At 68.2% G+C, this 20,667-nt stretch carries 25 protein-coding genes; 14 read left to right on the top strand and 11 right to left on the bottom strand.

Features of this window, described 5'->3' with window-relative positions; translation table 11 throughout:
• Positions 1 to 49: 49 nt before the first annotated feature.
• The gene (locus tag ACI3KT_RS02400; RefSeq protein ID WP_404902316.1) at positions 50 to 490 is read right to left on the bottom strand and encodes a hypothetical protein; all 441 of its coding nucleotides are present in this window, start codon (positions 488 to 490) and stop codon (positions 50 to 52) included.
• 65 nt (positions 491 to 555) lie between these two features.
• Complete coding sequence (locus ACI3KT_RS02405; protein ID WP_307297265.1) at positions 556 to 1,683, bottom strand: heme A synthase; 1,128 nt, start codon at positions 1,681 to 1,683, stop codon at positions 556 to 558.
• A 233-nt stretch (positions 1,684 to 1,916) separates the two neighbouring features.
• Between ACI3KT_RS02405 and sufB the strand changes: the two genes are divergently transcribed.
• From sufB to ACI3KT_RS02440, 7 genes are all read left to right on the top strand, one after another.
• Positions 1,917 to 3,335, top strand: coding sequence for a Fe-S cluster assembly protein SufB (sufB, locus tag ACI3KT_RS02410; RefSeq protein ID WP_292909663.1), 1,419 nt, complete (start codon positions 1,917 to 1,919; stop codon positions 3,333 to 3,335).
• A 34-nt stretch (positions 3,336 to 3,369) separates the two neighbouring features.
• Positions 3,370 to 4,575: a Fe-S cluster assembly protein SufD gene (gene sufD, locus ACI3KT_RS02415; protein ID WP_404902317.1), complete on the top strand. Its 1,206-nt coding sequence runs from the start codon at positions 3,370 to 3,372 to the stop codon at positions 4,573 to 4,575.
• Entirely contained in the window at positions 4,572 to 4,898 is a 327-nt protein-coding gene (locus ACI3KT_RS02420; RefSeq protein ID WP_292909667.1) for a non-heme iron oxygenase ferredoxin subunit, read from the top strand. Before sufD ends, ACI3KT_RS02420 begins: the two co-directional genes overlap by 4 nt.
• Positions 4,899 to 5,669 (top strand): Fe-S cluster assembly ATPase SufC, encoded by a 771-nt coding sequence (sufC, locus tag ACI3KT_RS02425; RefSeq protein ID WP_292909669.1) that lies wholly within the window; start codon positions 4,899 to 4,901, stop codon positions 5,667 to 5,669.
• Between the two features lie 9 nt (positions 5,670 to 5,678).
• Complete coding sequence (locus ACI3KT_RS02430) at positions 5,679 to 6,008, top strand: metal-sulfur cluster assembly factor (RefSeq protein WP_292909671.1); 330 nt, start codon at positions 5,679 to 5,681, stop codon at positions 6,006 to 6,008.
• 88 nt (positions 6,009 to 6,096) lie between these two features.
• On the top strand, positions 6,097 to 7,251 hold the full coding sequence (locus tag ACI3KT_RS02435; RefSeq protein ID WP_404902320.1) for a MalY/PatB family protein: 1,155 nt from the start codon (positions 6,097 to 6,099) through the stop codon (positions 7,249 to 7,251).
• Entirely contained in the window at positions 7,248 to 8,612 is a 1,365-nt protein-coding gene (locus ACI3KT_RS02440) for an MFS transporter (RefSeq protein WP_404902322.1), read from the top strand. Before ACI3KT_RS02435 ends, ACI3KT_RS02440 begins: the two co-directional genes overlap by 4 nt.
• On the opposite strand, the gene ACI3KT_RS02445 is transcribed toward ACI3KT_RS02440, so the two are convergent.
• On the bottom strand, positions 8,581 to 9,150 hold the full coding sequence (locus ACI3KT_RS02445; RefSeq protein ID WP_404902324.1) for a TetR family transcriptional regulator: 570 nt from the start codon (positions 9,148 to 9,150) through the stop codon (positions 8,581 to 8,583). The two genes, ACI3KT_RS02440 and ACI3KT_RS02445, sit on opposite strands and share 32 nt — an antisense overlap.
• A gap of 54 nt (positions 9,151 to 9,204) precedes the next feature.
• On the opposite strand from ACI3KT_RS02445, the gene ACI3KT_RS02450 reads away from it, so the two are divergent.
• The 3 genes from ACI3KT_RS02450 to ACI3KT_RS02460 are packed head-to-tail and all read left to right on the top strand — an operon-like array spanning position 9,205 to position 11,061.
• Positions 9,205 to 9,789, top strand: coding sequence for a biotin transporter BioY (locus tag ACI3KT_RS02450; RefSeq protein WP_404902327.1), 585 nt, complete (start codon positions 9,205 to 9,207; stop codon positions 9,787 to 9,789).
• Positions 9,770 to 10,471, top strand: a complete 702-nt coding sequence (locus ACI3KT_RS02455) for an energy-coupling factor ABC transporter ATP-binding protein (RefSeq protein ID WP_404902330.1) — start codon at positions 9,770 to 9,772, stop codon at positions 10,469 to 10,471. Before ACI3KT_RS02450 ends, ACI3KT_RS02455 begins: the two co-directional genes overlap by 20 nt.
• Complete coding sequence (locus ACI3KT_RS02460) at positions 10,468 to 11,061, top strand: energy-coupling factor transporter transmembrane component T (RefSeq protein ID WP_404902333.1); 594 nt, start codon at positions 10,468 to 10,470, stop codon at positions 11,059 to 11,061. Before ACI3KT_RS02455 ends, ACI3KT_RS02460 begins: the two co-directional genes overlap by 4 nt.
• On the opposite strand, the gene ACI3KT_RS02465 is transcribed toward ACI3KT_RS02460, so the two are convergent.
• From ACI3KT_RS02465 to ACI3KT_RS02480, 4 genes are all read right to left on the bottom strand, one after another.
• Positions 10,947 to 12,326, bottom strand: coding sequence for an acyltransferase (locus ACI3KT_RS02465; protein WP_404902335.1), 1,380 nt, complete (start codon positions 12,324 to 12,326; stop codon positions 10,947 to 10,949). The two genes, ACI3KT_RS02460 and ACI3KT_RS02465, sit on opposite strands and share 115 nt — an antisense overlap.
• Positions 12,327 to 12,449: 123 nt before the next feature.
• Positions 12,450 to 13,121 (bottom strand): response regulator transcription factor, encoded by a 672-nt coding sequence (locus ACI3KT_RS02470; protein WP_292909687.1) that lies wholly within the window; start codon positions 13,119 to 13,121, stop codon positions 12,450 to 12,452.
• Positions 13,118 to 14,365, bottom strand: coding sequence for a sensor histidine kinase (locus tag ACI3KT_RS02475; RefSeq protein WP_404902338.1), 1,248 nt, complete (start codon positions 14,363 to 14,365; stop codon positions 13,118 to 13,120). The genes ACI3KT_RS02470 and ACI3KT_RS02475 overlap by 4 nt, the downstream gene beginning before the upstream one ends.
• A 5-nt stretch (positions 14,366 to 14,370) precedes the next feature.
• Positions 14,371 to 14,991: a DedA family protein gene (locus ACI3KT_RS02480; RefSeq protein WP_292909691.1), complete on the bottom strand. Its 621-nt coding sequence runs from the start codon at positions 14,989 to 14,991 to the stop codon at positions 14,371 to 14,373.
• Between the two features lie 192 nt (positions 14,992 to 15,183).
• On the opposite strand from ACI3KT_RS02480, the gene ACI3KT_RS02485 reads away from it, so the two are divergent.
• From ACI3KT_RS02485 to ACI3KT_RS02500, 4 genes are all read left to right on the top strand, one after another.
• Complete coding sequence (locus ACI3KT_RS02485) at positions 15,184 to 16,782, top strand: ABC-F family ATP-binding cassette domain-containing protein (protein WP_404902341.1); 1,599 nt, start codon at positions 15,184 to 15,186, stop codon at positions 16,780 to 16,782.
• A gap of 67 nt (positions 16,783 to 16,849) precedes the next feature.
• Entirely contained in the window at positions 16,850 to 17,464 is a 615-nt protein-coding gene (locus ACI3KT_RS02490; protein WP_404902344.1) for a pyridoxal 5'-phosphate synthase, read from the top strand.
• A complete protein-coding gene (locus tag ACI3KT_RS02495) occupies positions 17,461 to 17,895 on the top strand; it encodes a cupin domain-containing protein (RefSeq protein ID WP_404902347.1) in 435 nt (144 codons plus the stop codon). The genes ACI3KT_RS02490 and ACI3KT_RS02495 overlap by 4 nt, the downstream gene beginning before the upstream one ends.
• 3 nt (positions 17,896 to 17,898) lie before the next feature.
• Positions 17,899 to 18,669, top strand: coding sequence for a hypothetical protein (locus tag ACI3KT_RS02500; RefSeq protein WP_404902350.1), 771 nt, complete (start codon positions 17,899 to 17,901; stop codon positions 18,667 to 18,669).
• 3 nt (positions 18,670 to 18,672) lie between these two features.
• On the opposite strand, the gene ACI3KT_RS02505 is transcribed toward ACI3KT_RS02500, so the two are convergent.
• From ACI3KT_RS02505 to ACI3KT_RS02520, 4 genes are read right to left on the bottom strand one after another with little or no spacing between them, the layout of a single operon-like run.
• Positions 18,673 to 19,479, bottom strand: a complete 807-nt coding sequence (locus ACI3KT_RS02505; protein ID WP_404902352.1) for an SURF1 family protein — start codon at positions 19,477 to 19,479, stop codon at positions 18,673 to 18,675.
• Positions 19,476 to 19,670 carry a hypothetical protein gene (locus tag ACI3KT_RS02510; RefSeq protein WP_292909703.1) on the bottom strand — a complete coding sequence of 65 codons (195 nt, stop codon included), beginning with the start codon at positions 19,668 to 19,670 and terminating at the stop codon, positions 19,476 to 19,478. Before ACI3KT_RS02510 ends, ACI3KT_RS02505 begins: the two co-directional genes overlap by 4 nt.
• Positions 19,667 to 20,017 carry a DUF3099 domain-containing protein gene (locus ACI3KT_RS02515; protein ID WP_292909705.1) on the bottom strand — a complete coding sequence of 117 codons (351 nt, stop codon included), beginning with the start codon at positions 20,015 to 20,017 and terminating at the stop codon, positions 19,667 to 19,669. The genes ACI3KT_RS02510 and ACI3KT_RS02515 overlap by 4 nt, the downstream gene beginning before the upstream one ends.
• Before the next feature lie 49 nt (positions 20,018 to 20,066).
• Positions 20,067 to 20,609: a DUF4190 domain-containing protein gene (locus tag ACI3KT_RS02520; RefSeq protein WP_307297225.1), complete on the bottom strand. Its 543-nt coding sequence runs from the start codon at positions 20,607 to 20,609 to the stop codon at positions 20,067 to 20,069.
• Positions 20,610 to 20,667 lie beyond the last annotated feature (58 nt).

Here is a 20,667-nt window from a genome sequence, read left to right on the forward strand (position 1 = left end):
AAGGGGGGGGGATTCATCGATATCGATGAGTCCCGCCTCTTTGTCTGTGTCAGCTGCGACGCGTGTCGGCGAGCTCGCTGTCGGCGTCGGCAGCCGGGTCCGTGACGGGGGCGGATTCGTCCACGACCTCGGGGTCGGCCTCCGCCGCAGTCGTGCGCTCTGCGGCCTCATCCAGCGGGGCGTCGGCGGCGGGCGTGCTCCAGTCGATCGGCTCCAACGGCGCCGGAGCGGCGGCCGGGATGATCGAGCGCACGGCGACGAGCGCCAGGGCGATGAGGATGCCGAGGACGCCGGCGCCGATGAGGGCCGACCCCAGCACGGCGAGCGACTGGCCGACGTAGACCTCGACGCCGGTCGCGGTCCCGTCGAGGATTGTGGTGGTCATCCTGGTCAGCTGCGAATTGACCAGCCAGCCGCCCACGGCGCCGGTGGCGAGGGACAGGACGATGAGCAGCCAGAAGCCGATGCTGCGAGTGAGGGACTTGTTCATGTCCACCACTGTGGCGGACGGATCATGGCGTCGCCGATGAGCGAGCTATGCGTCGGCTGAGCCGCTCAGCTGTTCTCCGCCACCGGGCGCTTGAGGTTCAACACGACGACGGTGTACGCCGCAGCGGAGAGCGAGGCCAGGATCATGTGGATCCCGACGAGGATCTCGGGGAGTCCCTCTCTGGCCTGCCATACGCCGACGCCCACCTGCACGAGGATCGCGACGACGAGGGTCAGGAGCCACCTGCGCGGCCTCAGCCTGAGCATCCACGCAGCGACAGTGAGCACGGCGACCAGGGTGGCGAGGATGTAGCCGGGCCATGAGTGCACGTGGGCGAGAATCGTGGCGTCGAAGCCCACGCGCTCGATGTTCGCGTCGCCCGAGTGCGGTCCGTTGCCCGTCGTGAGAACGCCGAAGAAGATGGTCGCGGCCAGCGCGACCCCTGTCACATGAGACATGACCGCGAACCACGTCGGCACCGCGCTTTCACGCCGGCCGGGCTCGGCGTACATGCGCACGAGATAGGCGGCGGTCACGCATACGAGCAGCAGCGAGGATGTGTAGTGGAAGCCGACGATGAACGGATTCAGATCGCTGATCACCGCGAACCCGCCGACGACGGCCTGCATCATGATCCCGACCAGCGTCACCCAGGCGAGCACCGCGAGATCGCGGCGCCGGGTCGTACGGCGCAGGGAGTCGACGGCGCCGGCGAGAACCGAGAGCAGCAGCGCCGTGGACATCAGAGCCGCACCGAGGACGGGACCCATCGCCGCGGAGGCGATGTAGACCACGACGGCGAGGACGATGCCGCCGAGCGCGAACCACAGGGCGCGCACGAGGAGGCGGCGTCCGCCGATCGCGTGCAGCGTCAGCAGCAGGACTGCGAGTGCGAGGAGTCCGACCACGCCCGTCATCGTGCGGTTGCCGAATTCGATCAGGCCGTGCACGCCCTGGTCGGCGTAGATCGGCACGAGGGAATCGGGCGTGCACAGGGGCCACTCCGAGCATCCGAGTCCCGACCCGGTGAGGCGTACTGCGCCCCCGGTGCCGATGATCACGACCTCGGCGAGGAACGACAGCCAGGCGAGGACCCGCAACGGCGTTCCGAAGGCACGAGGACCAAGAATCTGGACTCGACCCAGGAATCCGGCGTCGGTCGCGGTGGATTCGGGAGCGGCTGCGTCGGGCATGGCACCTCCGGAACCCTCTGGACGCAGACACGGCGGCCCGGATGTCAGAGGGAACCTGTAGAATCGGGATGTTGGGATGGCCGCGAGACTGCGGTACTCATCCCTGACAGTTTAGGCGCGATGGAAGCGCCGGTGATGAGGGCCCACCAGCGGCACCCGCTCCCGCAGACTCGACGGGGATCAGGTGTGTCGGGGCGGATGACACCGTTTGGGACCTAAAAGGAGAGTGTGTGATGTCGGATGTGCTGATCGACCGCCCGGAGCTCGAAAGCCTGGGGGTGTATGAATTCGGCTGGCATGACGAAGATGCGGCTGGAGCCATCGCCAAGCGCGGGATCTCTGAAGAGGTGGTCCGCGGGATCTCGGCTCTCAAACACGAGCCCGAATGGATGCTGAAGACCCGCCTCAAGGGGTACCAGCTCTTCGGCCGCAAGCCGATGCCCACCTGGGGTGCAGACCTCAGCGAGATCGACTTCGACAACATCAAGTACTTCGTCCGCTCGACGGAGAAGCAGGCGCAGTCCTGGGAAGACCTTCCTGCTGAGATCCGCGAGACGTACGAGCGCCTCGGCATCCCCGAGGCCGAACGCCAGCGTCTCGTCGCCGGCGTCGCCGCGCAGTACGAGTCGGAGGTCGTGTACCACCAGATCCGCGAGGACCTGGAGCAGCAGGGCGTCATCTTCATGGACACCGACACGGCCCTGCGCGAGCATCCCGAGTTCTTCGAGGAGTACTTCGGCACCGTGATCCCGGCGGGCGACAACAAGTTCGCCGCCCTGAACACCGCCGTCTGGTCGGGAGGATCGTTCGTGTACGTGCCCAAGGGCGTGCATGTCGAGATCCCGCTGCAGGCGTACTTCCGCATCAACACCGAGAACATGGGCCAGTTCGAGCGGACCCTGATCATCGCGGACGAAGACAGCTACGTGCACTACATCGAGGGCTGCACGGCGCCGATCTACAAGTCTGACTCGCTGCACTCGGCCGTCGTCGAGATCATCGTGAAGAAGAACGCCCGCGTTCGGTACACCACGATCCAGAACTGGTCGAACAACGTCTACAACCTCGTCACCAAGCGCGCGGTCGCCCACGAGGGCGCCACGATGGAGTGGGTCGACGGCAACATCGGCTCCAAGGTGACGATGAAGTACCCGTCGATCTACCTGATGGGCGAGCACGCCAAGGGCGAGACCCTGTCGGTCGCCTTCGCGGGTCCCGGTCAGCACCAGGATGCCGGCGCGAAGATGATCCATATGGCGCCGTACACGCAGTCGTCGATCGTCTCGAAGTCGATCGCCCGCGGTGGCGGTCGTGCAGGTTACCGCGGCGAGGTGCGAGTGGACGCCAACGCGCACCACTCCGCGAACACGGTGCGTTGCGACGCGCTGCTGGTCGACACCAAGTCGCGCAGCGACACGTATCCGGCGATCGACATCCGCGTCGACGACGTGCAGCTCGGCCACGAGGCTACGGTGTCGAAGGTCAGCGAGGAGCAGCTCTTCTACCTGCAGTCCCGAGGCATGCCGGAGGACGAGGCCATGGCGATGATCGTGCGCGGCTTCATAGAGCCGATCGCGCGCGAGCTGCCGATGGAGTACGCGATGGAACTGAACAAGCTCATCGAGATGGGCATGGAAGGCAGTGTGGGATGACCGTCCCTCTGACGATGATTGGAAGTGTCGGCTAGTGACGGCCCCTACGACCGCGCCCATCGAGGCGCAGCACGACAACGCCCATGTGGACCCCGCCGCTCAGGTGGCCGATGCCGGATTCGTACCGGTGCAGACGCGCTCCGAGCGGCCGCACTCCTTCGAGCCGGCCGACTTCGGTTCTCCCTCCGGTCGCGAGGTCAATTGGAAGCACACCCCTGTGGCGAAGCTCGCCCCGCTCTTCGCGGTGTCGGAGGCGAACGACGGCGTGAGCTACACGTTCACCTCGGGTGAGCAGTATCTCGCCGCGCCCCTCACGGCCGCCGACGCGCCCCGTGGCGAGGTCTTCCTCGCCGAGGACGTGACTGCGGCAGTGGCGTGGCAGGGAGCGAAGGATGCGCTGCACATCCGGATCCCGCGCGAAGAAGAGGTCGCAGAGCCGATCCTCCTCGAGATCGCGGGACTCGGAGCCGACCGTCGCGCCGACGCGCACATCGTGATCGAGGCGCTCGAGCACAGCTCGGCCACAGTGGTGCTCCGGCACACGGGCGCGGCGCAGTACGCGCAGAACGTCGAGATCATCGCTCGCGACGGGTCCACGCTGTCCGTGGTGAGCCTGCAGCAGTGGCAGGACGAGGCGATCCACACGGCGGCCCACCAGGCCCGTGTCGGCGCCGACGCGACCCTCAAGCACTTCGTCGTCAGCTTCGGGGGCGGCATCGTCCGCGTGAACCCGAATGTCGAACTCGCGGGGAACGGCGCGGAGGGATACCTCTACGGTCTGTCCTACGCGGACGCGGGGCAGCACCTCGAGAGCCAGGTCTACCTGCATCACAAGGGCGCCCACACCAAGGGCGACGTGCTGTACAAGGGTGCGCTGCAGGGCGAAGGCGCGCACAGCGTCTGGATCGGCGACGTGCTGATCGGCAAGGACGCGACGGGCACCGATTCGTACGAGGCGAACCGCAACCTGGTGCTCACCGAGGGTGCGCGCGCGGATTCGATCCCGAACCTCGAGATCGAGACAGGCGACATCCTGGGCGCGGGCCACGCCAGCGCCACCGGTCGCTTCGACGACGAGCAGCTGTTCTACCTGCAGGCACGCGGCATCACCGAGGAGGAGGCACGCCGCCTGGTCGTGCTCGGCTTCCTCACCGACATCGTGCAGCGCCTCGGCATCCCCGCCCTCGAGGGCGAGCTGCTCGCCGCTATCGAGACGGAGCTCGCGGAGGTGAGCGCGTGAGCGCCGAACGCGTCTGCGGCGTCGCCGATCTCGAGACCGATACGCCTCTGCGGGTCGATCCCGCCGGCGTTCCCATCACCGTCATCAAGGACTCCGAGGGCGTCATCCACGCGATCGGCGACACCTGCACGCACGGTGACATCTCCCTGTCCGAGGGCTTCGTCGAGGGTGACACGGTCGAATGCTGGGCTCACGGCTCCGCGTTCTCGCTGCTCACCGGCAAGCCCCAGAACCTCCCTGCTTTCGAGCCCGTCCCTGTCTACGTCGTCGAGATCGACGGCGACGACGTGCTCATCGACCCGACTGTCACGAAGGAAGTCTGAATGTCTGTTCTCGAGATCCGCGACCTGCACGTCACGGTTGAGACCGAGGCGGGGACCACCCCGATCCTCAACGGAATCACCCTCACCATGAGCACGGGCGAGACCCACGCCATCATGGGCCCGAACGGCTCTGGCAAGTCCACCCTGGCCTACACGATCGCCGGTCACCCCAAGTACACGGTGACCTCCGGCTCCATCACCTTCGACGGCCAGGACGTGCTCGAGATGACGGTCGACGAGCGCGCACGCGCGGGACTCTTCCTCGCGATGCAGTACCCGGTCGAGATCCCCGGGGTCACGGTGACCAACTTCCTGCGCACCGCGAAGACCGCGCTCGACGGCGAGGCGCCCTCGATCCGCTCCTGGACCAAGGACGTCAAGGCTGCCATGGGCAACCTTCGCATGGATCCGAAGTTCGCTCAGCGCAACGTGAACGAGGGCTTCTCCGGCGGCGAGAAGAAGCGCCACGAGATCCTCCAGCTCGAGGTGCTCAAGCCGAAGTTCGCGATCCTCGACGAGACCGACTCCGGTCTCGACGTCGACGCGCTGAAGATCGTCTCCGAGGGCGTCAACCGCGCCAAGGAGTCCACCGGCCTCGGTGTGCTGCTCATCACGCACTACACGCGCATCCTCCGCTACATCCGCCCCGACTTCGTGCACGTCGTCGTCGCAGGGAAGATCGTGGAAGAGGGCGGACCCGAACTCGCGGATCGCCTCGAGGAAGAGGGATACGACCGCTTCCTCGACCCCGCCGCTCCGATCGAAGCGTAGGCTGATCGCATGACAGCCACCCTCACGGACCAGAAGTACGACGAGGTCACCGAGGCTCTCAAGGACGTCATGGATCCCGAGCTCGGGATCAACGTCGTCGACCTCGGACTCATCTACGATCTCGCATGGGATGACGAGAACGATGCTCTCGTCATCCACATGACGCTGACCAGCGCAGGCTGCCCGCTCACCGACGTGCTCGAGGAGCAGACGGCGCAGGCTCTGGACAACGTCGTCGACCGCTTCCGCATCAACTGGGTGTGGATGCCGCCGTGGGGTCCGGAGAAGATCACCGACGACGGGCGCGACATGATGCGTGCGCTCGGTTTCGCGATCTGACGCCGAGCAGCCCTTTGCCGCACAGCGGCCTCGGCGCTCTGGCGTCCCGAGGCCGGTCCGGCTGTGGCGAGTCGACACCCGGAGGAACATGCACGAGGTCACAGCGCTGACGCTCGCCGAGCTCCGCGAGCGCAGCAGCGAGAAGTGGCGGGAGTATCCCGCAGACGTTCTGCCGCTGTTCGTCGCCGAGACGGACTTCCCGTTGGCGCCCCCTGTGGCGGCTGCATTGCAGCGTGCGATCGACACGGGAGACACGGGCTACATCGCCTCTCGCAGTCCGCTTGCCGAGACCTACGCGGCGTTCGCGAAGCGCCGCTTCGATTGGGATGTCGATGCGGGCCGCATCCGCTCGACCGCGGACGTCAGCATGGGGATCGTCGAGATCCTGCGGCGGGTCGTCCAGCCGGGGGAGCGTGTGATCGTGACGCCGCCGGTGTATCCGCCCTTCTACGACCTGGTCGAGGAGGCGGGCGCGGAGGTCGAGCGCGTGCCCCTGCGCGACACCGGCACCACCTGGAAACTGGATCTCGACGGCATCCGCACAGCGTTCGAAGACGGAGCGCGCGCGATGCTGTTGTGCAACCCTCACAATCCGACCGGGACGGTGCACGACCGGAGCTCGCTCGAGGCCCTCGCGGAGCTCGCCGCGGAGTTCGACGCGATCGTCGTCTCCGATGAGATCCACGCGCCTCTTGCGCAGCCGGGCGCCGGTTTCACCCCGTTCCTCTCTGTCGGAGCCGCCGCCCAGCGCGTTGGCTATGCGGTCGTCAGCGCCAGCAAGGCGTTCAACCTCGCCGGTCTCAAGTGCGCGCTCATGGTGGCGGCGCACGAAGACAGCGCTGCCGTGCTGCGCGGCCTTCCCGTCGAAGTCGTCTGGCGCACCGGTCAGTTCGGGCTTCTCGCGGCTGTCGCGGCTTTCAGCGAAGAGAGCGACGCCTGGCTCGACGGCCTGTTGCACACGCTCGACCGCAACCGCGTGCTGCTCGAAGATCTTCTCGTCAGGCACCTCCCGGAGGCTCGCTATCGGATTCCGGACGCCGGCTATCTGGCCTGGATCGACGTATCGGCTCTCGGACTCGGCGACACCCCCGCCCGACGCATCCTGAAGGAGGCGAAGGTCGCGCTCAACGACGGGAGCGCGTTCGGCGCCGAGGGTGAAGGTTACGTGCGGCTCAACTTCGGCACGAGCCCCGAGATCATCACCGAGGCCGTCGAGCGCATCGCGTCGCTCACACGTCGATGAGTGGAGTGCAGAGCGCCGCATCGATCTGGGATCGGGAGCGCATCTGGGTCACAGCGGGTGCCTCGGCGCTCATCTTCTTCGCAGCGATCGAGGCCCTGGCGGTCACCACGGTGATGCCGGTCGTGAGCGACGCACTCGACGGCGATGCGCTGTACGCCGTCGCTTTCGCGGGAACGCTCGCGACGAGCGTGATCGGCATGGTCGCCGCCGGTGCGTGGTCGGATGCGCGCGGCCCTCGTGGCGCGCTCTATGTGGCCGTCTCGCTGTTCATCGCCGGCCTGCTGATCTCTGGATTCGCGACGACGATGCCGCAGTTCCTGATCGGGCGCCTCGTCCAGGGGCTCGGCACCGGTGGTCAGACGGTCGCTCTGTACGTCGTGGTGGCTCGTCTGTATCCGCCGCAACTGCACGGACGGGTGTTCGCCGCATTCGCCGCTGCCTGGGTCGTCCCGTCGATGATCGGGCCCTTCCTCGCCGGCGCCGTCGCCGAGTATCTCGACTGGCGCTGGGCCTTCCTCGGAGTGGCGGTGCTGACAGCCGTCGCGTTCCTCGTGATCGTGGTGCGCCTGCGCCACCTCGACCTCGGGCACGGCGCCCCGCAGGACCGGCGCGCGCTGCGCCGACGGCTGCTTCTGGCGGTGGTCGTGGCGGCCCTCGCGGTCCTCGTCGGCTTCTCGGCCGACATGGCGCCGCAGGTCGGCTGGCCTCTGGCGCTCGGGTCGCTCGTCGTCATCGGGTTCGCCGTCGTGCCCCTTCTTCCACGACGCACTCTTCGTGCGGCTCCCGGCCTGCCGAGCGTTGTGCTCACCCGGGGTCTGGCCGCGGGTGCGTTCTTCGCCGCAGAAGCATACGTGCCGTACCTGCTGATGGAACGGTTCGGATTCACGTCCACCTGGGCGGGCATCGCGCTGATGCTCGCGGCGTTCGCCTGGGCGGGAGCGTCCGACCTGCAGGGGCGGATCGGGGATCGCCTCGGCAACCGCCGCATCGCCGCCATCGGACTGGGATCGATCGTTCTGGCTCTGGTGTGCGTCCTGCTCGCGGCGCTCTTCGGCATCTCGCCGCTGCTCGTCATCGTCGGGTGGGGATTCGGAGGGGGCGGGATGGGTCTCCTCTATCCGCGCCTGACGGTGCTGACCCTCGCGTACTCGGGCGAGGGCGACCAGGGGTTCAACTCATCGGCGCTCTCGATCGCCGAGAACACGGGCTCTGCCCTGGCTATCGCCGTGGCAGGGCTCGGGGTCGCAAGTCTCGGCGGCGGAGCGGGAGCGTTCAGCGCCGTCTACGCGTTGTGCATCGCACTCGCGCTGCTGGCCGTCGTCCCCGGCCTCAGGCTCGGTCACGCGGCTGAGAAGCGCTGATCCCAGCGATAGCAACGACTCCCAGGTCGAAGACGCTGTCAAGGCCCGCGGTGGGATCGATCTCCTCTGCTGCTGCAGCGGCGGCGGCCCCGTGGCTCTCGGCATGCATGCGCAGCTGGGCGAGGGTGGTGTGCCCAAGGATGAAATGAAGCAGGGCGGTGGCGCGGTCAGTGCTCTGCGGGCCTAGCGACGCCTCGAGTGCGATCTGGGCGTGAGAGGAGCCCAACCGCAGAGCGTAGGTGCTGAGAACCAGCTCGGCACCGTCGCGGTACGCGAAGAGAGCATCGCGGATGCTGCGGGCGGTCGTGAGGACGTCGTCGTCGGTCACCGGGATCCGGGCCGTGATGCGGTCGGCCAGCTCTGCGAGAAGCTCCTGCTTGTTCGCGAAGTGCCAGTACAGGGCGCTCGGCTGCACGTCGAGACGCGCGGCGATGCGTCGCATGGACAGATCCGCGAGCCCGACCTCGTCGAGCAGCGCCAGAGCGGCACGGGCGACGCTGTCGCGATCGTGACGGGCCGGGTTGTGATCGGGGCTCATGGACTCACTATAGTGAACACCGTTCAGGTGAACAGTGTTCAGGAAGGAATCCGCATGCCAGACAGCGGCCGCAGCATCGCCCGCATCGCCATCTTCGCCGCACTCATCGTGGTGCTGGGGATGGTGACGATCCCCCTCCCCGGCGGAGTGCCGATCACCGCGCAGACCCTGGGGGTGATGCTCGCGGGCACCGTTCTCGGCCCCCGACGAGCCCCTCTTGCCGTGCTTCTCGTGCTCGTACTGGCTGCGATCGGCTTGCCCGTGCTCGCCGGGGGCCGAGGCGGTCTGGGCGTCTTCGTGGGTCCGACCGCCGGATACCTCCTGGGTTGGATCGCAGGAGTCGTCGTGATCGGTCTGATGACCCGCTCCGCGGGGATCACGTGGGGGCGTACGGCGTCGGCGGTCGTGGTGGGAGGCATCCTCGTCGTCTACCTCTTCGGCATCCCCGTTCAGGCGCTCGTCCTCGGCATCGATCTCGCTCCCGCCGCACTGTCCACGGCTGTCTTCGTTCCTGGCGACCTCCTGAAGGCTGCCGCCGCGACCGTGCTCACCCTGGCGCTGAGCCGGGCGTATCCGCCGGCGTTCGGTGATTCACCGCGCATCGAGCGGGCGACGACAGATGCGCGGACTGCGGCCTGACACAGCGCACCGCGGCATCGCTCTCGACGGTGTCACGGTGCTCGGCGGCGGACACCGCATCCTGTCGAACGTGAGCGTCGGACTCGATGCGGCGCGCATCGCCGTGATCGGCGCCAACGGCTCGGGGAAGTCGACCTTCGCCCGCCTGCTCGACGGACTGGTCGAGCCGACGTCGGGAAGCGTCCATGTGCACGGGCTGGACGTTCGACGTCATCGAACCGAGATCCGCCGGCGCGTCGGCTTCGTGTTCACGGATCCGCAGGCGCAGATCCTCATGCCGACGCCGGCAGAGGATCTCGCCTTCTCGCTCCGCGGTCTGCCGCGCGACGAGGTGAGAGCCCGGGTGGCGGAGACACTCGCCCGGCACGGCCTGACGGACAGAGCGGACGCCCCGGCATCCGCTCTGTCCGGAGGGCAGAAGCAGCTGCTCGCCATCGCCTCGGTGCTGATCACCGACCCCTCTCTCATCATCGCCGACGAGCCGACCACTCTGCTCGACCTCCGCAACGCGCGCCGCATCGGCGACCTGCTGCTGTCGCAGGCCGCGCAGGTCGTGCTCGTCACGCACGATCTCGAACTCGCGGCACGGTGCGACGCGGCACTGCTCTTCGACGGCGGCGAGATCGCCGCCGTCGGGGAAGCGGATGACGTCGTCTCGCACTACCGGAGACGGTGCGAGTGATCCAGCTGTACTCGCCGGGGACGAGCGCCGTGCACCGGCTCGGAGCGGGCGTGAAGCTTCTGATCCTGGCCGCAGCGGCACTCGCGCTCTCCCTCGTGCCGCCCTCTGAGTGGAGCATCGCCGGGGCGCTGGCGGCGGCGAGCTCGCTCTATGCGCTCGCGCGTCTTCCGCTGCGCGTGCTGGTCGGGGAGATCTGGCGGCTGCGATGGCTCGTGCTCGTCCTGGGCGGCGCGCTGCTCGTGTTCGTCGGCCCGGTCGCCGCGTGGATCAGCACGGGCCGCGTGATCGCGATCGTGCTGCTGGCGAGCCTGCTGACCCTCACCACGCGGACGGGCGAGCTGATCGAGGTGCTGCGCGGTCTGCTCGCTCCGGCGCGGCGATTCGGCATCGACCCGGAGTCGGTGACGATGACGATCGCCTTGACGATCACCATGATCCCGGTCGTCGCAGGGTTCGCCGCCCAGGTACGAGAGGCTCAGCGTGCACGCGGAGCACGCTCGGGTCTGCGCGGCGTCGTGCCGCTCATGGTGCGCACGCTCCGCCACGCCGACGAGGTCGGTGACGCGCTGGCCGCTCGCGGTGCAGTCTGATCGTGCGCCACGAGGCGCTGAGCCAGCAGCATGGCCGCGACAGCCGCTGTCGCTGTGAACGGGGTCGTGCCCACGACCAGGAGGAGTGCGACGGCGCCGACGCCGAGACCGACGGCGCCGACCGATCGGCTGATGCCGTGGGAGAAGGCGGGTGCCGCCTTCTCCTCGAAGCGTGAGAAGGCGACGGCGACCGCAGCGGTCAGGGCCAGCGCGGTCAGGAGCCAGAGGGGGCGGCCGAGCCACCACAGGGCACTGCCGGGATCCGGGAGCACCACACCGTGGTTCATCGCGAAGATCGCAGATGCTCCGGCCATCGCGAGAAGCACCGGCATGTGCCAGAGATAGATCGTCATGGTCCGGCGATTGACGAAAGCGCTGACCGCGGCGATGCGAGGACGCGTGCTGAGCAGCGCGATGCGCTCGCGGAACAGCGACAACAGGCTGAGATGCACCAGCCCGACCAGCAACAGTGCGCCTGTCGGCGGATTGATGTTCGCGATGAGATCGGGTGAGTAGACACCTGTCGCGAAGGAGAGGAGGAGGGTCGCCGCGGCGCCCGCCGCGATGAGGCCCCTGGTTCTCGGGCGGAAGGCGTCGACGCTGCCGTCGGCGAAGAAGAACCCGAGCTGTTGCAGTGCGAGCCAGACGAAGGCGAGATTGACGAAGCCGATCCCGTCGATCCCGGTCACTGACCGCGCGAGGTCGACGGCGAGTGCGAGGCCGGCGAAGACAGCGATCGTGCGCAGCGGGGCACGATCGTGCAGAGCGGAGAGTGCGGGAAGGAGTGCCTGGCAGAACAGGAACACTCCGAGGAACCAGAGAGGCTGCCCGTACCGGAACCCGGCGACGGCCACCAGATCGAGCGGAACGCCGGCCAGAGTCAGCACGGCGAGCGTGGCGCCGACGACTCCGATCACTATCATCGCCGGACGCAGGAGCCGATGGATTCGGGCGGCGACGAAGGCCGACGCGGTACCGCCGCGTTCGCGCTGTCGGCGGTAGGCGACGAGGCCGGCGAAGCCGCCGATCACGAAGAACAGCGGCATGACCTGCAGCAGCCAGCTCAGGGGCACGATCCACCAGGCTCCGTCGCTCGCGTTCGCGAAGACCGGGCCGGTGTCGGTGACGGTGACGCCCACCATGATGGCGTGCAGCAGGACGACACCGGCGACGCACACGGCGCGGACGAGGTCCACACCGGTGTCGCGGACGGGGATGCGGGGCGCGGTTGGGACTCCGGTCGACGGTGCGTGCACGATGGCCATGGTTCCTCCTCGGAAGCGGTGTCCTCGGAGACTATGGACGTGGTGTCCATGCAGACATCACACCGCGGTGCGGTTTCGCCCCCTACCGTGGAGGGACATCGCGCCGGAACAGGCCATGGCGGTTCAGGCGGAGGGCTCGACCAGACCCGTGTCGTACGCGAGGATCACGGCGTGCACCCGGTCGCGCAGGGAGAGCTTCGCGAGCACCTTGCCGACGTGGGTCTTCACCGTCTGCTCAGCGATGAAGAGGTCTGCAGCGATCTCGGAGTTCGATCGGCCTTTCCCGATCAGGACGAGCACCTCCCGCTCGCGTTCTGTCAGATCGTTCAAAGCCGAGTTCGCACGTGTTGTCCGAGGGCGTCGACCGGCGAACTGCTCGATCATGCGACGGGTCACGCTCGGGGCGAGGAGTGCGTCTCCGCCGGCGACGACCCGCACGGCGTGCACGAGCTCCTCCGGCAGTGCGTCCTTGAGGAGGAAGCCGCTGGCGCCGGCCTCGAGCGCGTCGTAGACGTAGTCGTCGATGTCGAAAGTGGTGAGCATGATGATCCGCGGCACGTGGGCGGCCGGATACGACGGACCCAGGATGCGGCGGGTCGCCTCGATGCCGTCCAGCTCCGGCATCCGGACATCCATGAGGATGACGTCGGGATCGAGTCGTGCCGACAGGGCGACCGCTTCGGCGCCGTCGGCCGCCTGGCCCGCGACGCGGATGCCCTCGTGCGCGCCAAGCAGGGCGGCGAAGCCGGCTCGCACCATGGCCTGGTCGTCGGCGATGAGGACGTTGATGGTCACGAGGTCTCCTGGCGGGTGGTGTCGGCGGTTTCGGTGAGAGGGAGCGAGGCGCTGACTTCCCAGCCGCCGTCCGGGGTCGAGCCGGCGATCAGGGTGCCACCGAGCAGTTCGGCCCGTTCGCGCATCCCGCGAAGGCCATGTCCCGGACCGGTCGAGATGTGAGACGAGGCGGCGGGCGGCGGTGCGTTTCGGACGCGGATGCCGACGGCCGCAGCATCGGTCTGGATCCGCACGGTGACGAGTGCGCCAGCGGCGTGACGGACGGCGTTGCTCAGAGCCTCCTGAGTGATCCGGAAGGCGGCGATCTGCACGGTGGGCGGCACCCGCGCGCTGTCGCCCGTGATCTCCAGTCCCACGGTGACGCCGGCACGTCGCACGGTGTCGACGAGGGCGGGTACATCGGCGATGCCCTGTTGCGGGGCGAGCTCTGCCGTCTGATCCTCGGTGCGGAGCACCCCGAGCATCCGTCGCATCTCGGTCAGCGATTCCCGGGCGGTCGCGGCGATGCTGTCGAACTCCGTCGCGGCTTCTGCGCTGATCTCAGGCAGGCGATAGCGAGCGGTCGACGCCTGAACCTGCACCATCGACAGGCTGTGGGCGATGACGTCGTGCAACTCCCTCGCGATGCGGGTGCGCTCTTCGACCAAGGCGCGACGGGACTGCTCGAGCGCCGCATGCTCGCGTTCTCTGGTGAGCTCGGCGCCGATGCGCACCCGACCCGCGAGCAGCGCTGCGATCGTGAACATGGCGGAGGCGACAGATGCCGTCACGATGAGGTCAGCGGTCACGCTTCCCGCGGTCGCCGCAGTAGCGACGATCTCAGGTCGCAGCAGCGGGGCGATGAGCGACGACACGACGCCGATGACGAGCGGGAACGCGCCGTACCGGGCGCCGTGTCGGAAGGTCACGATGCCGACGAGGAGCACGAAGGTCAGCAGGGCAGGAACCGACCACGGCCAGGGCGCGGCGATCGCGAGCGTCGGCGACACGATCAGAGGCAGGACGAAGGCGGCCCCGCAGAAGAGGGCGACAGCCGGGCGAGGGCGAGTGATCGCCAGCAGCGGCGAGACGCAGAGCGCGGCACCCAGAATGAACGAGAGCGGCAGGGGAGTGCCGTACAGGACCGTCTGGACCGGCACCAGCACGGCGAACAGCACGACGACGGCCGCGCACACAGCGACGAGGGATGCTGTGCGGCGGCTGATCCGCGGTGTGCGCGGTTCGCGTCTGCGGCGTCGTGCCATGCCTGTCATCCTGCCATCTGCACCGCAGCGGTGCGTCGCCGACGAGCTGTCGTCACGCGGTCGATCACGAGTCCGATGATGAGCGCGACCCCGATGCCGACCGCCGCGCTGAGCAGAGGCTGGTCCTTGATCCACGAACCGGCGAAGAGTCCGATCACGAGGCTCAGGGCGCTCCAGCTGATTCCGGCGAGCACGCTGAGCGGCAGGAACCGACGCCACCGGAACCCGAGGGCTCCGGCCGACATGTTCACGGCCACTCGTCCGACCGGGATGTAGCGGGCGCCGAGGATCAGTGCGGCGCTGCGCTGGTCGAGCGCGCGTTCTGCGTGCCCGAACGCGGCCTTGACGCGGGGTCGCCGCATCCACGAGAAGCGGGTCGTGCCCACTCGCCGGCCGATGGCGAAGGCGATGTTGTCGCCGATCACGGCGCCGAGTGCGGCGATCAGACCGAGGGGCGCGAGCATCCAGAGGTCGCCCGTGGAGACGGCGACGGCCGCGGCCGCGACGAGCACCGTCTCACTCGGCACCGGGGGGAAGAACCCGTCGATGATCGTGACCGCGAGCAGTACGAGGTAGAGCCACGGCGAGGCGACGGTCTGCAGGATGAGTTCGTTGATGACGTCCACATCTCGACGTTAGAAAGCCCGTACCGTCCGGGGCATCACTCTGAGGTATCGACCGCATCCCTCCCCGGAGTGACATCCGAGCCAGGGCGGTGGACCTCGAGGCGTGGGCCGAACGCACAGCCGCGGCGATCTATACTGGGAGGTCGGCCGCTCGGCCTGTCAACCACCCCCTGAACGATCGGACGTCCCGCTGTGCTCGCCGTGCACGAACTCGAGATCCGCGTTGGCGCACGCCTGCTCATGGAGAACGTCTCGTTCCGCGTCTCCGATGGCGACAAGATCGGACTCGTCGGGCGCAACGGCGCCGGCAAGACCACGCTGACCAAGGTGCTCGCGGGTGACCTGCTCCCCTCGGGTGGAAGCGTCACGAGGTCGGGAGAGCTCGGCTATCTTCCGCAGGATCCGCGTTCGGGCGATCCGGAGATGCTGGCACGCACGCGCATCCTCGATGCTCGAGGTCTCGGCTCACTCGCGCTCGGCATGGCCGAGTCGACGGTCGCCATGGGCTCGGATGATCCGGCTGTGGCGGAGAAGGCGATGAAGCGCTACGCGCGGCTCACCGAGCAGTTCGAGGGGCAGGGCGGGTACGCCGCCGAGGCAGAGGCGGCGTCGATCGCCAACAACCTCTCGCTGCCGGACCGCATCCTGGACCAGCCGCTGAAGACCCTCTCGGGAGGCCAGCGGCGCCGCATCGAACTGGCGCGCATCCTGTTCTCGGACGCCGACACCATGATCCTCGACGAGCCCACCAACCACCTCGACGCCGACAGCGTGGTGTGGCTGCGAGAGTTCCTGAAGAACTACAAGGGCGGCCTGATCGTCATCAGCCACGACGTCGAGCTCGTCGGCGAAACCGTCAACCGCGTGTTCTACCTCGACGCCAACCGCCAGATCATCGACACGTACAACATGAACTGGAAGAACTACCTGCGCCAGCGGGTGGCCGACGAGGAGCGCCGCAAGAAGGAGCGCGCGAACGCCGAGAAGAAGGCCACCACCTTGCAGCAGCAGGCTGCGCGCTTCGGTGCGAAGGCGTCGAAGGCGGCCGCAGCCCACCAGATTATCGCCCGTGCCGAGAAGCTCCTCGCGGGTCTCGACGAGGTCCGTCAGGAGGACCGCGTCGCGAAGCTGCGCTTCCCGAAGCCCGCCCCCTGCGGCAAGACGCCGCTCATGGCGTCGGGACTGTCGAAGTCGTACGGTTCGCTGGAGATCTTCACCGACGTCGACCTCGCGATCGATCGCGGATCGAAGGTTGTGGTGCTCGGCCTCAACGGTGCCGGCAAGACGACGCTGCTGCGCATGCTCGCGGGCGTCGACCAGCCTGACACCGGCCAGCTCGAGCCCGGCCACGGTCTCAAGGTCGGGTACTACGCGCAGGAGCACGAGAACCTCGACGTGAACCGCTCGGTGCTCGAGAACATGGTCTCCGCCGCTCCTCACATCACCGAGACCGAGGCCCGCAAGGTGCTCGGCTCGTTCCTGTTCACCGGGGACGACGTGCTCAAGCCCGCAGGCGTGCTCTCGGGCGGCGAGAAGACGCGCCTGTCGCTGGCCACGCTCGTCGTGTCATCCGCCAACCTGCTGCTGCTCGACGAGCCGACGAACAACCTCGACCCCGCGTCGCGTGAGGAGATCCTCGGCGCGCTCGCCCACTACGAGGGCGCCGTCGTTCTCGTCTCGCATGATCCGGGCGCCGTGCAGTCGCTGAATCCGGAGCGCGTCCTGATCCTCCCCGACGGCGTCGAGGACATCTGGAGCCAGGAGTATCAGGATCTGATCGAGCTCGCGTAGTCCGCTCGCACGCGGATGGTCGCATGTCGTCCGAGCGGTGTCCGCGCTCGGTGGCATAGTCGTGAGGGTGACGCCCGAGCCTGAACCCGCCCGCCGATACACCGCTGACCGGCTGCGTGCGCTGCCTTCGCTCATCGGCAGCGCGCCGCCCCTCGACATGGCCGCTCTGCCGCGCGACCCGGTCACGCTCTTCGAGACCTGGCTGTCGGAGGCGATCGAGCTCGGCGTGGCTGAACCGCTCGCGGCGACTCTGGCCACCCTGGACGTCGACGGGCTGCCGGACGCGCGCACGCTGATCCTGAAGGGCGTCGACGACCGGGGATGGGCGTTCGCCGGTCCGCGGTCCTCGCGCAAAGCCGCTCAGCTCGCCGCGCATCCCGCTGCCGCGCTGAACTTCTGGTGGCAACCCCTCGTACGGGCCGTGCGCGTACGAGGACACGTCGTCGAGGCGGATCCGCACGAGAGCGCGGCCGACTTCGCGGCCCGATCGTCCGCGGCTCGAGACGGACTCGATCCCGGCGACTGGACGCTGTGGCGGATCGTTCCTGTGCGCGTCGAGTTCTGGCAGGGAGAGACCGATCGACGTCACTCCCGGATCGTCTACGGGGCCGCAGCCGATCGTTGGACGCGCGTAATCACGGGCAAAGCGGCTGACGACGCTCGGGAAGGGGTGCAGGAATGAACGGATTCCAGGTCATCGAGATCGGAGCGCTCGACGAATGGCGCGCGCACCACGGCGGCTTCGATGCCGCACGTGCGCGTGACGGGCGCCGTGTCGTCGATCACGAGCTGACGATGCAGTACATCGGACTCACGGCGAACGCTCTCCAGCCGGGCGAGGAGGCCGGGTACTGGCATGTCCACTCCCGAGTGGAAGAACTGTACGTCTTCCTCGAGGGTCGGGGACAGATGGGCTTAGACGATGAGATCGTCGAGGTCGGTCCCGGAACCGTGATCCGCGTGGGTCAGGGCGTCGCACGCACCTGGCGCGCGCGACCCGACAGCGCCGGTGAGCTGCGCTGGTTGTGCATCCGGGCCGGAGGAGACGAGCTGCCGCACCTGCCGGACGACAGCGCTCGTCTGCCCGAGAGGCCGATGCCGTGGACCGAGTGAACCGTGCGTGAGCCGCTCCCGCCCGCTCCGTCGCATCTGCCGTCATTCGACGACGACTTCGCGGGAGGGCTCGACACCGCGAAGTGGATCCCGCACTATCTCCCGCACTGGACCACGCCTGAGCGATCCGAGGCTCGCTACGGCGTCACAGCCGAAGGGCTCGAGCTGCGGATCGAGGAGGATCAGCTCGACTGGCGTCCGGAGGACGCGCCGCTACGGGTGTCCAACCTGCAGACGGGGGAGTACTCCGGCCCGCTCGGCTCCCATCGGGGCACGCACCGCCATCGCCCCGACGGGCTCGTCGTGCGCACCGAGACGCCCTGCCGGTTGATGTTCGCGCCGCACCGCGGACGCATCGACATCACGGTCTCGGCCGGTGCCGACGAACGCTGCATGCTCGCCGCCTGGCTCGCGGGCACCGAGCATCTCTCCGAGCTCGATTCCGGGGAGATCTGCGTGTTCGAGATCGACGGGTCCGCGGTCGGGCCGACGACATCTGCCCGGACCGGCATCAAGGCGCACCACGACCCCCGGCTGAGCACCGACATGGCCGAGGTGCAGCTGCCCTTCGACGCACGCGAGGCGCACACGTGGACGGTGATCTGGGGTGACGGCGAGACGATCATCGGATGCGAGGGCGTCGTGCTGCGACGGATCCTCCAGGCGCCTGACTACCCGATGCTCCTTCTGATCGACCTCTTCGAGATCGGTCGGGCGAGCGGTTCGTACCCGAAGGCCGCGACTGTTCGACGGGTGACCGCCTGGACATCGTGAAGATCAGCGCGCGTCGAGCAGCTGGTCCTCGATGTCGGCGTCGCGGTCGCGGCTGCGCTTCTTCTTCACTCTGACGGGAGCGCCCTCGACGTCCTCGCGGTGCTTCACGATCTCGGTGCGGATGATGTAGCCGATGAAGATGAAGCCCATCAGCGCGAACAGGATCCACTGGATCGCGTACGACAGATGCGGACCGGGGTCGTCGGTGGGGGAGTCGAAGGAGCCGAGGGCCGGCGCCGCAGGATCTTCGCTCACCAGCTGCCCGTAAGCGCTCGTCACGACGTCACCACCGACGATGTCGGCGACGGCTGGCAGGTCGATCGTCGCCACCTGACCCGGGGGAGCGCCTCGCGCAGGTGCGGCTGCTTCGCCCTCGCGCAGTCGTACGACGACGTCGACCGTCCCGCTCGGCGGTGCGGCGACGGCGTCGGGCGCGTCACCCGAACCGGGGGCCACCCATCCGCGGTCGACGACGAACACCCGACCATCGTCGGTCTGGAAGGGCACCAGCACTTCGAAGGCGCTCGTGCCGCCGTGCGGCCGGTTGCGGACCAGGAGCTGCTCGTCGGTGAGATACTCGCCGTGCAGAATCACGGGATGCCACTCGTCATCGGCGTGGAAGACGCCATCGATGCCGATCAGATCGTCGAGCGGGACCGGTTCGGCATCGTAGTTCGCTTCCACGAGGGCGATCTGCTCGCTGCGCGAAGCGTTCCGGTCGAACTGCCAGTGCGACAGGAACACGCAGGCCACGGCGAAGCCGATCGCGACCAGCACGTACACGCTCCAGCGCAGCATCCGCTCTCTCATGCGGGAACCCCGTCGCGCACCGTCACCGGGAAGTCGCGCGCTGCCAGGTAATCGCGCAGGAACTCGACGTGGTCATCGCAGGCCAGCCAGATCTTCTCACGGTCGGCCGCGTGGATCCGCGGATTGCGCCACACCACGCGCTTCGTCGCCGCATTCCGGCACCCGGCGCGCGAGCACACCAGTTCGTTCACTCGCGGTCCTGCCGGCTCTCGTGGATCGTGATGATCGAGGGATCGTCGTCTCCGGCCGGTGAGTCGGCGACCGCAGGCGCCTCGAGTTGCTGCAGCGGCGACTCGGCCGTCGTCTCGGTGCTGTCGCTGCCGGCGTTCGCGAAGACCACGGCGATATAGGGCAGCACGGCCGCGGCGATCGCGAACACCCAGGTGTACCAGCCGTACGGCTGGATGAACACCATGAGCCCGAAGCACAGGATGCGGATCGTCATCGTGAGGGCGTAGCGGCGCACACGATGGTCTGCCTCGTCCCGCGGCGACTGCGGAAGGGAGGTGACAGCGGGCACCAGGCGCTTGTTCTTCACGATGCATCCAGCCTACGCCGCCGAGCGCCCCGCGGCGCGCCCTGACGCGTCAGCTGTAGTCGACGAGGAAGGGGATCGTGAAGGCTCCGAAAGCGAGGAAGACCGCGAGACCGATGAGGATCTGGGCCACCATGAGGCCCACGCCGATGTAGCCGGTGATCAGACCGCCGATCGCCATGCCGCGACCGCCGAGCGCCGGGTTGTTCTTCGTCTGCTTGAGCCCCATGTGTCCGGTGATCACAGCCACGACCGAGGCGACGACCGGAAGCCAGAGCCAGAAGAGCACGAGTCCTGCGATGCCGCAGATCAGAGAGGTGATCGCGAGTCCGCTGTTGGGGCGCGGCGGGGCGTAGGCGACCGGTGCGTACTGCTGCGGGTAGCCGCCGTACTGCTGCGGTGCGGCTCCGTACGGCTGCACAGCGCCATAAGGCTGCACTGCGCCGCTGGGCTGGGCGGTGCCGTAAGTCTGCGGTGCAGTGCCGTAGGGCTGAGGTGCACTGCCGTAGGGCTGAGGCGCAGCGCCGCCGGGCGGCGGAACGGCTGCGTCAAACTGCTGCGGCGCGACGCCGTAGGTCGGAGGCGGTGGCGGCACGGCGGGCGCGGCAGGTGCCGGGGGCGCGGGAGGCGCCGGAGGCTGGACCGCGAACCGC

This window comes from Microbacterium sp. ZW T6_19, assembly GCF_044987465.1.
Classification (GTDB): Bacteria; Actinomycetota; Actinomycetes; order Actinomycetales; family Microbacteriaceae; genus Microbacterium; species Microbacterium natoriense_A.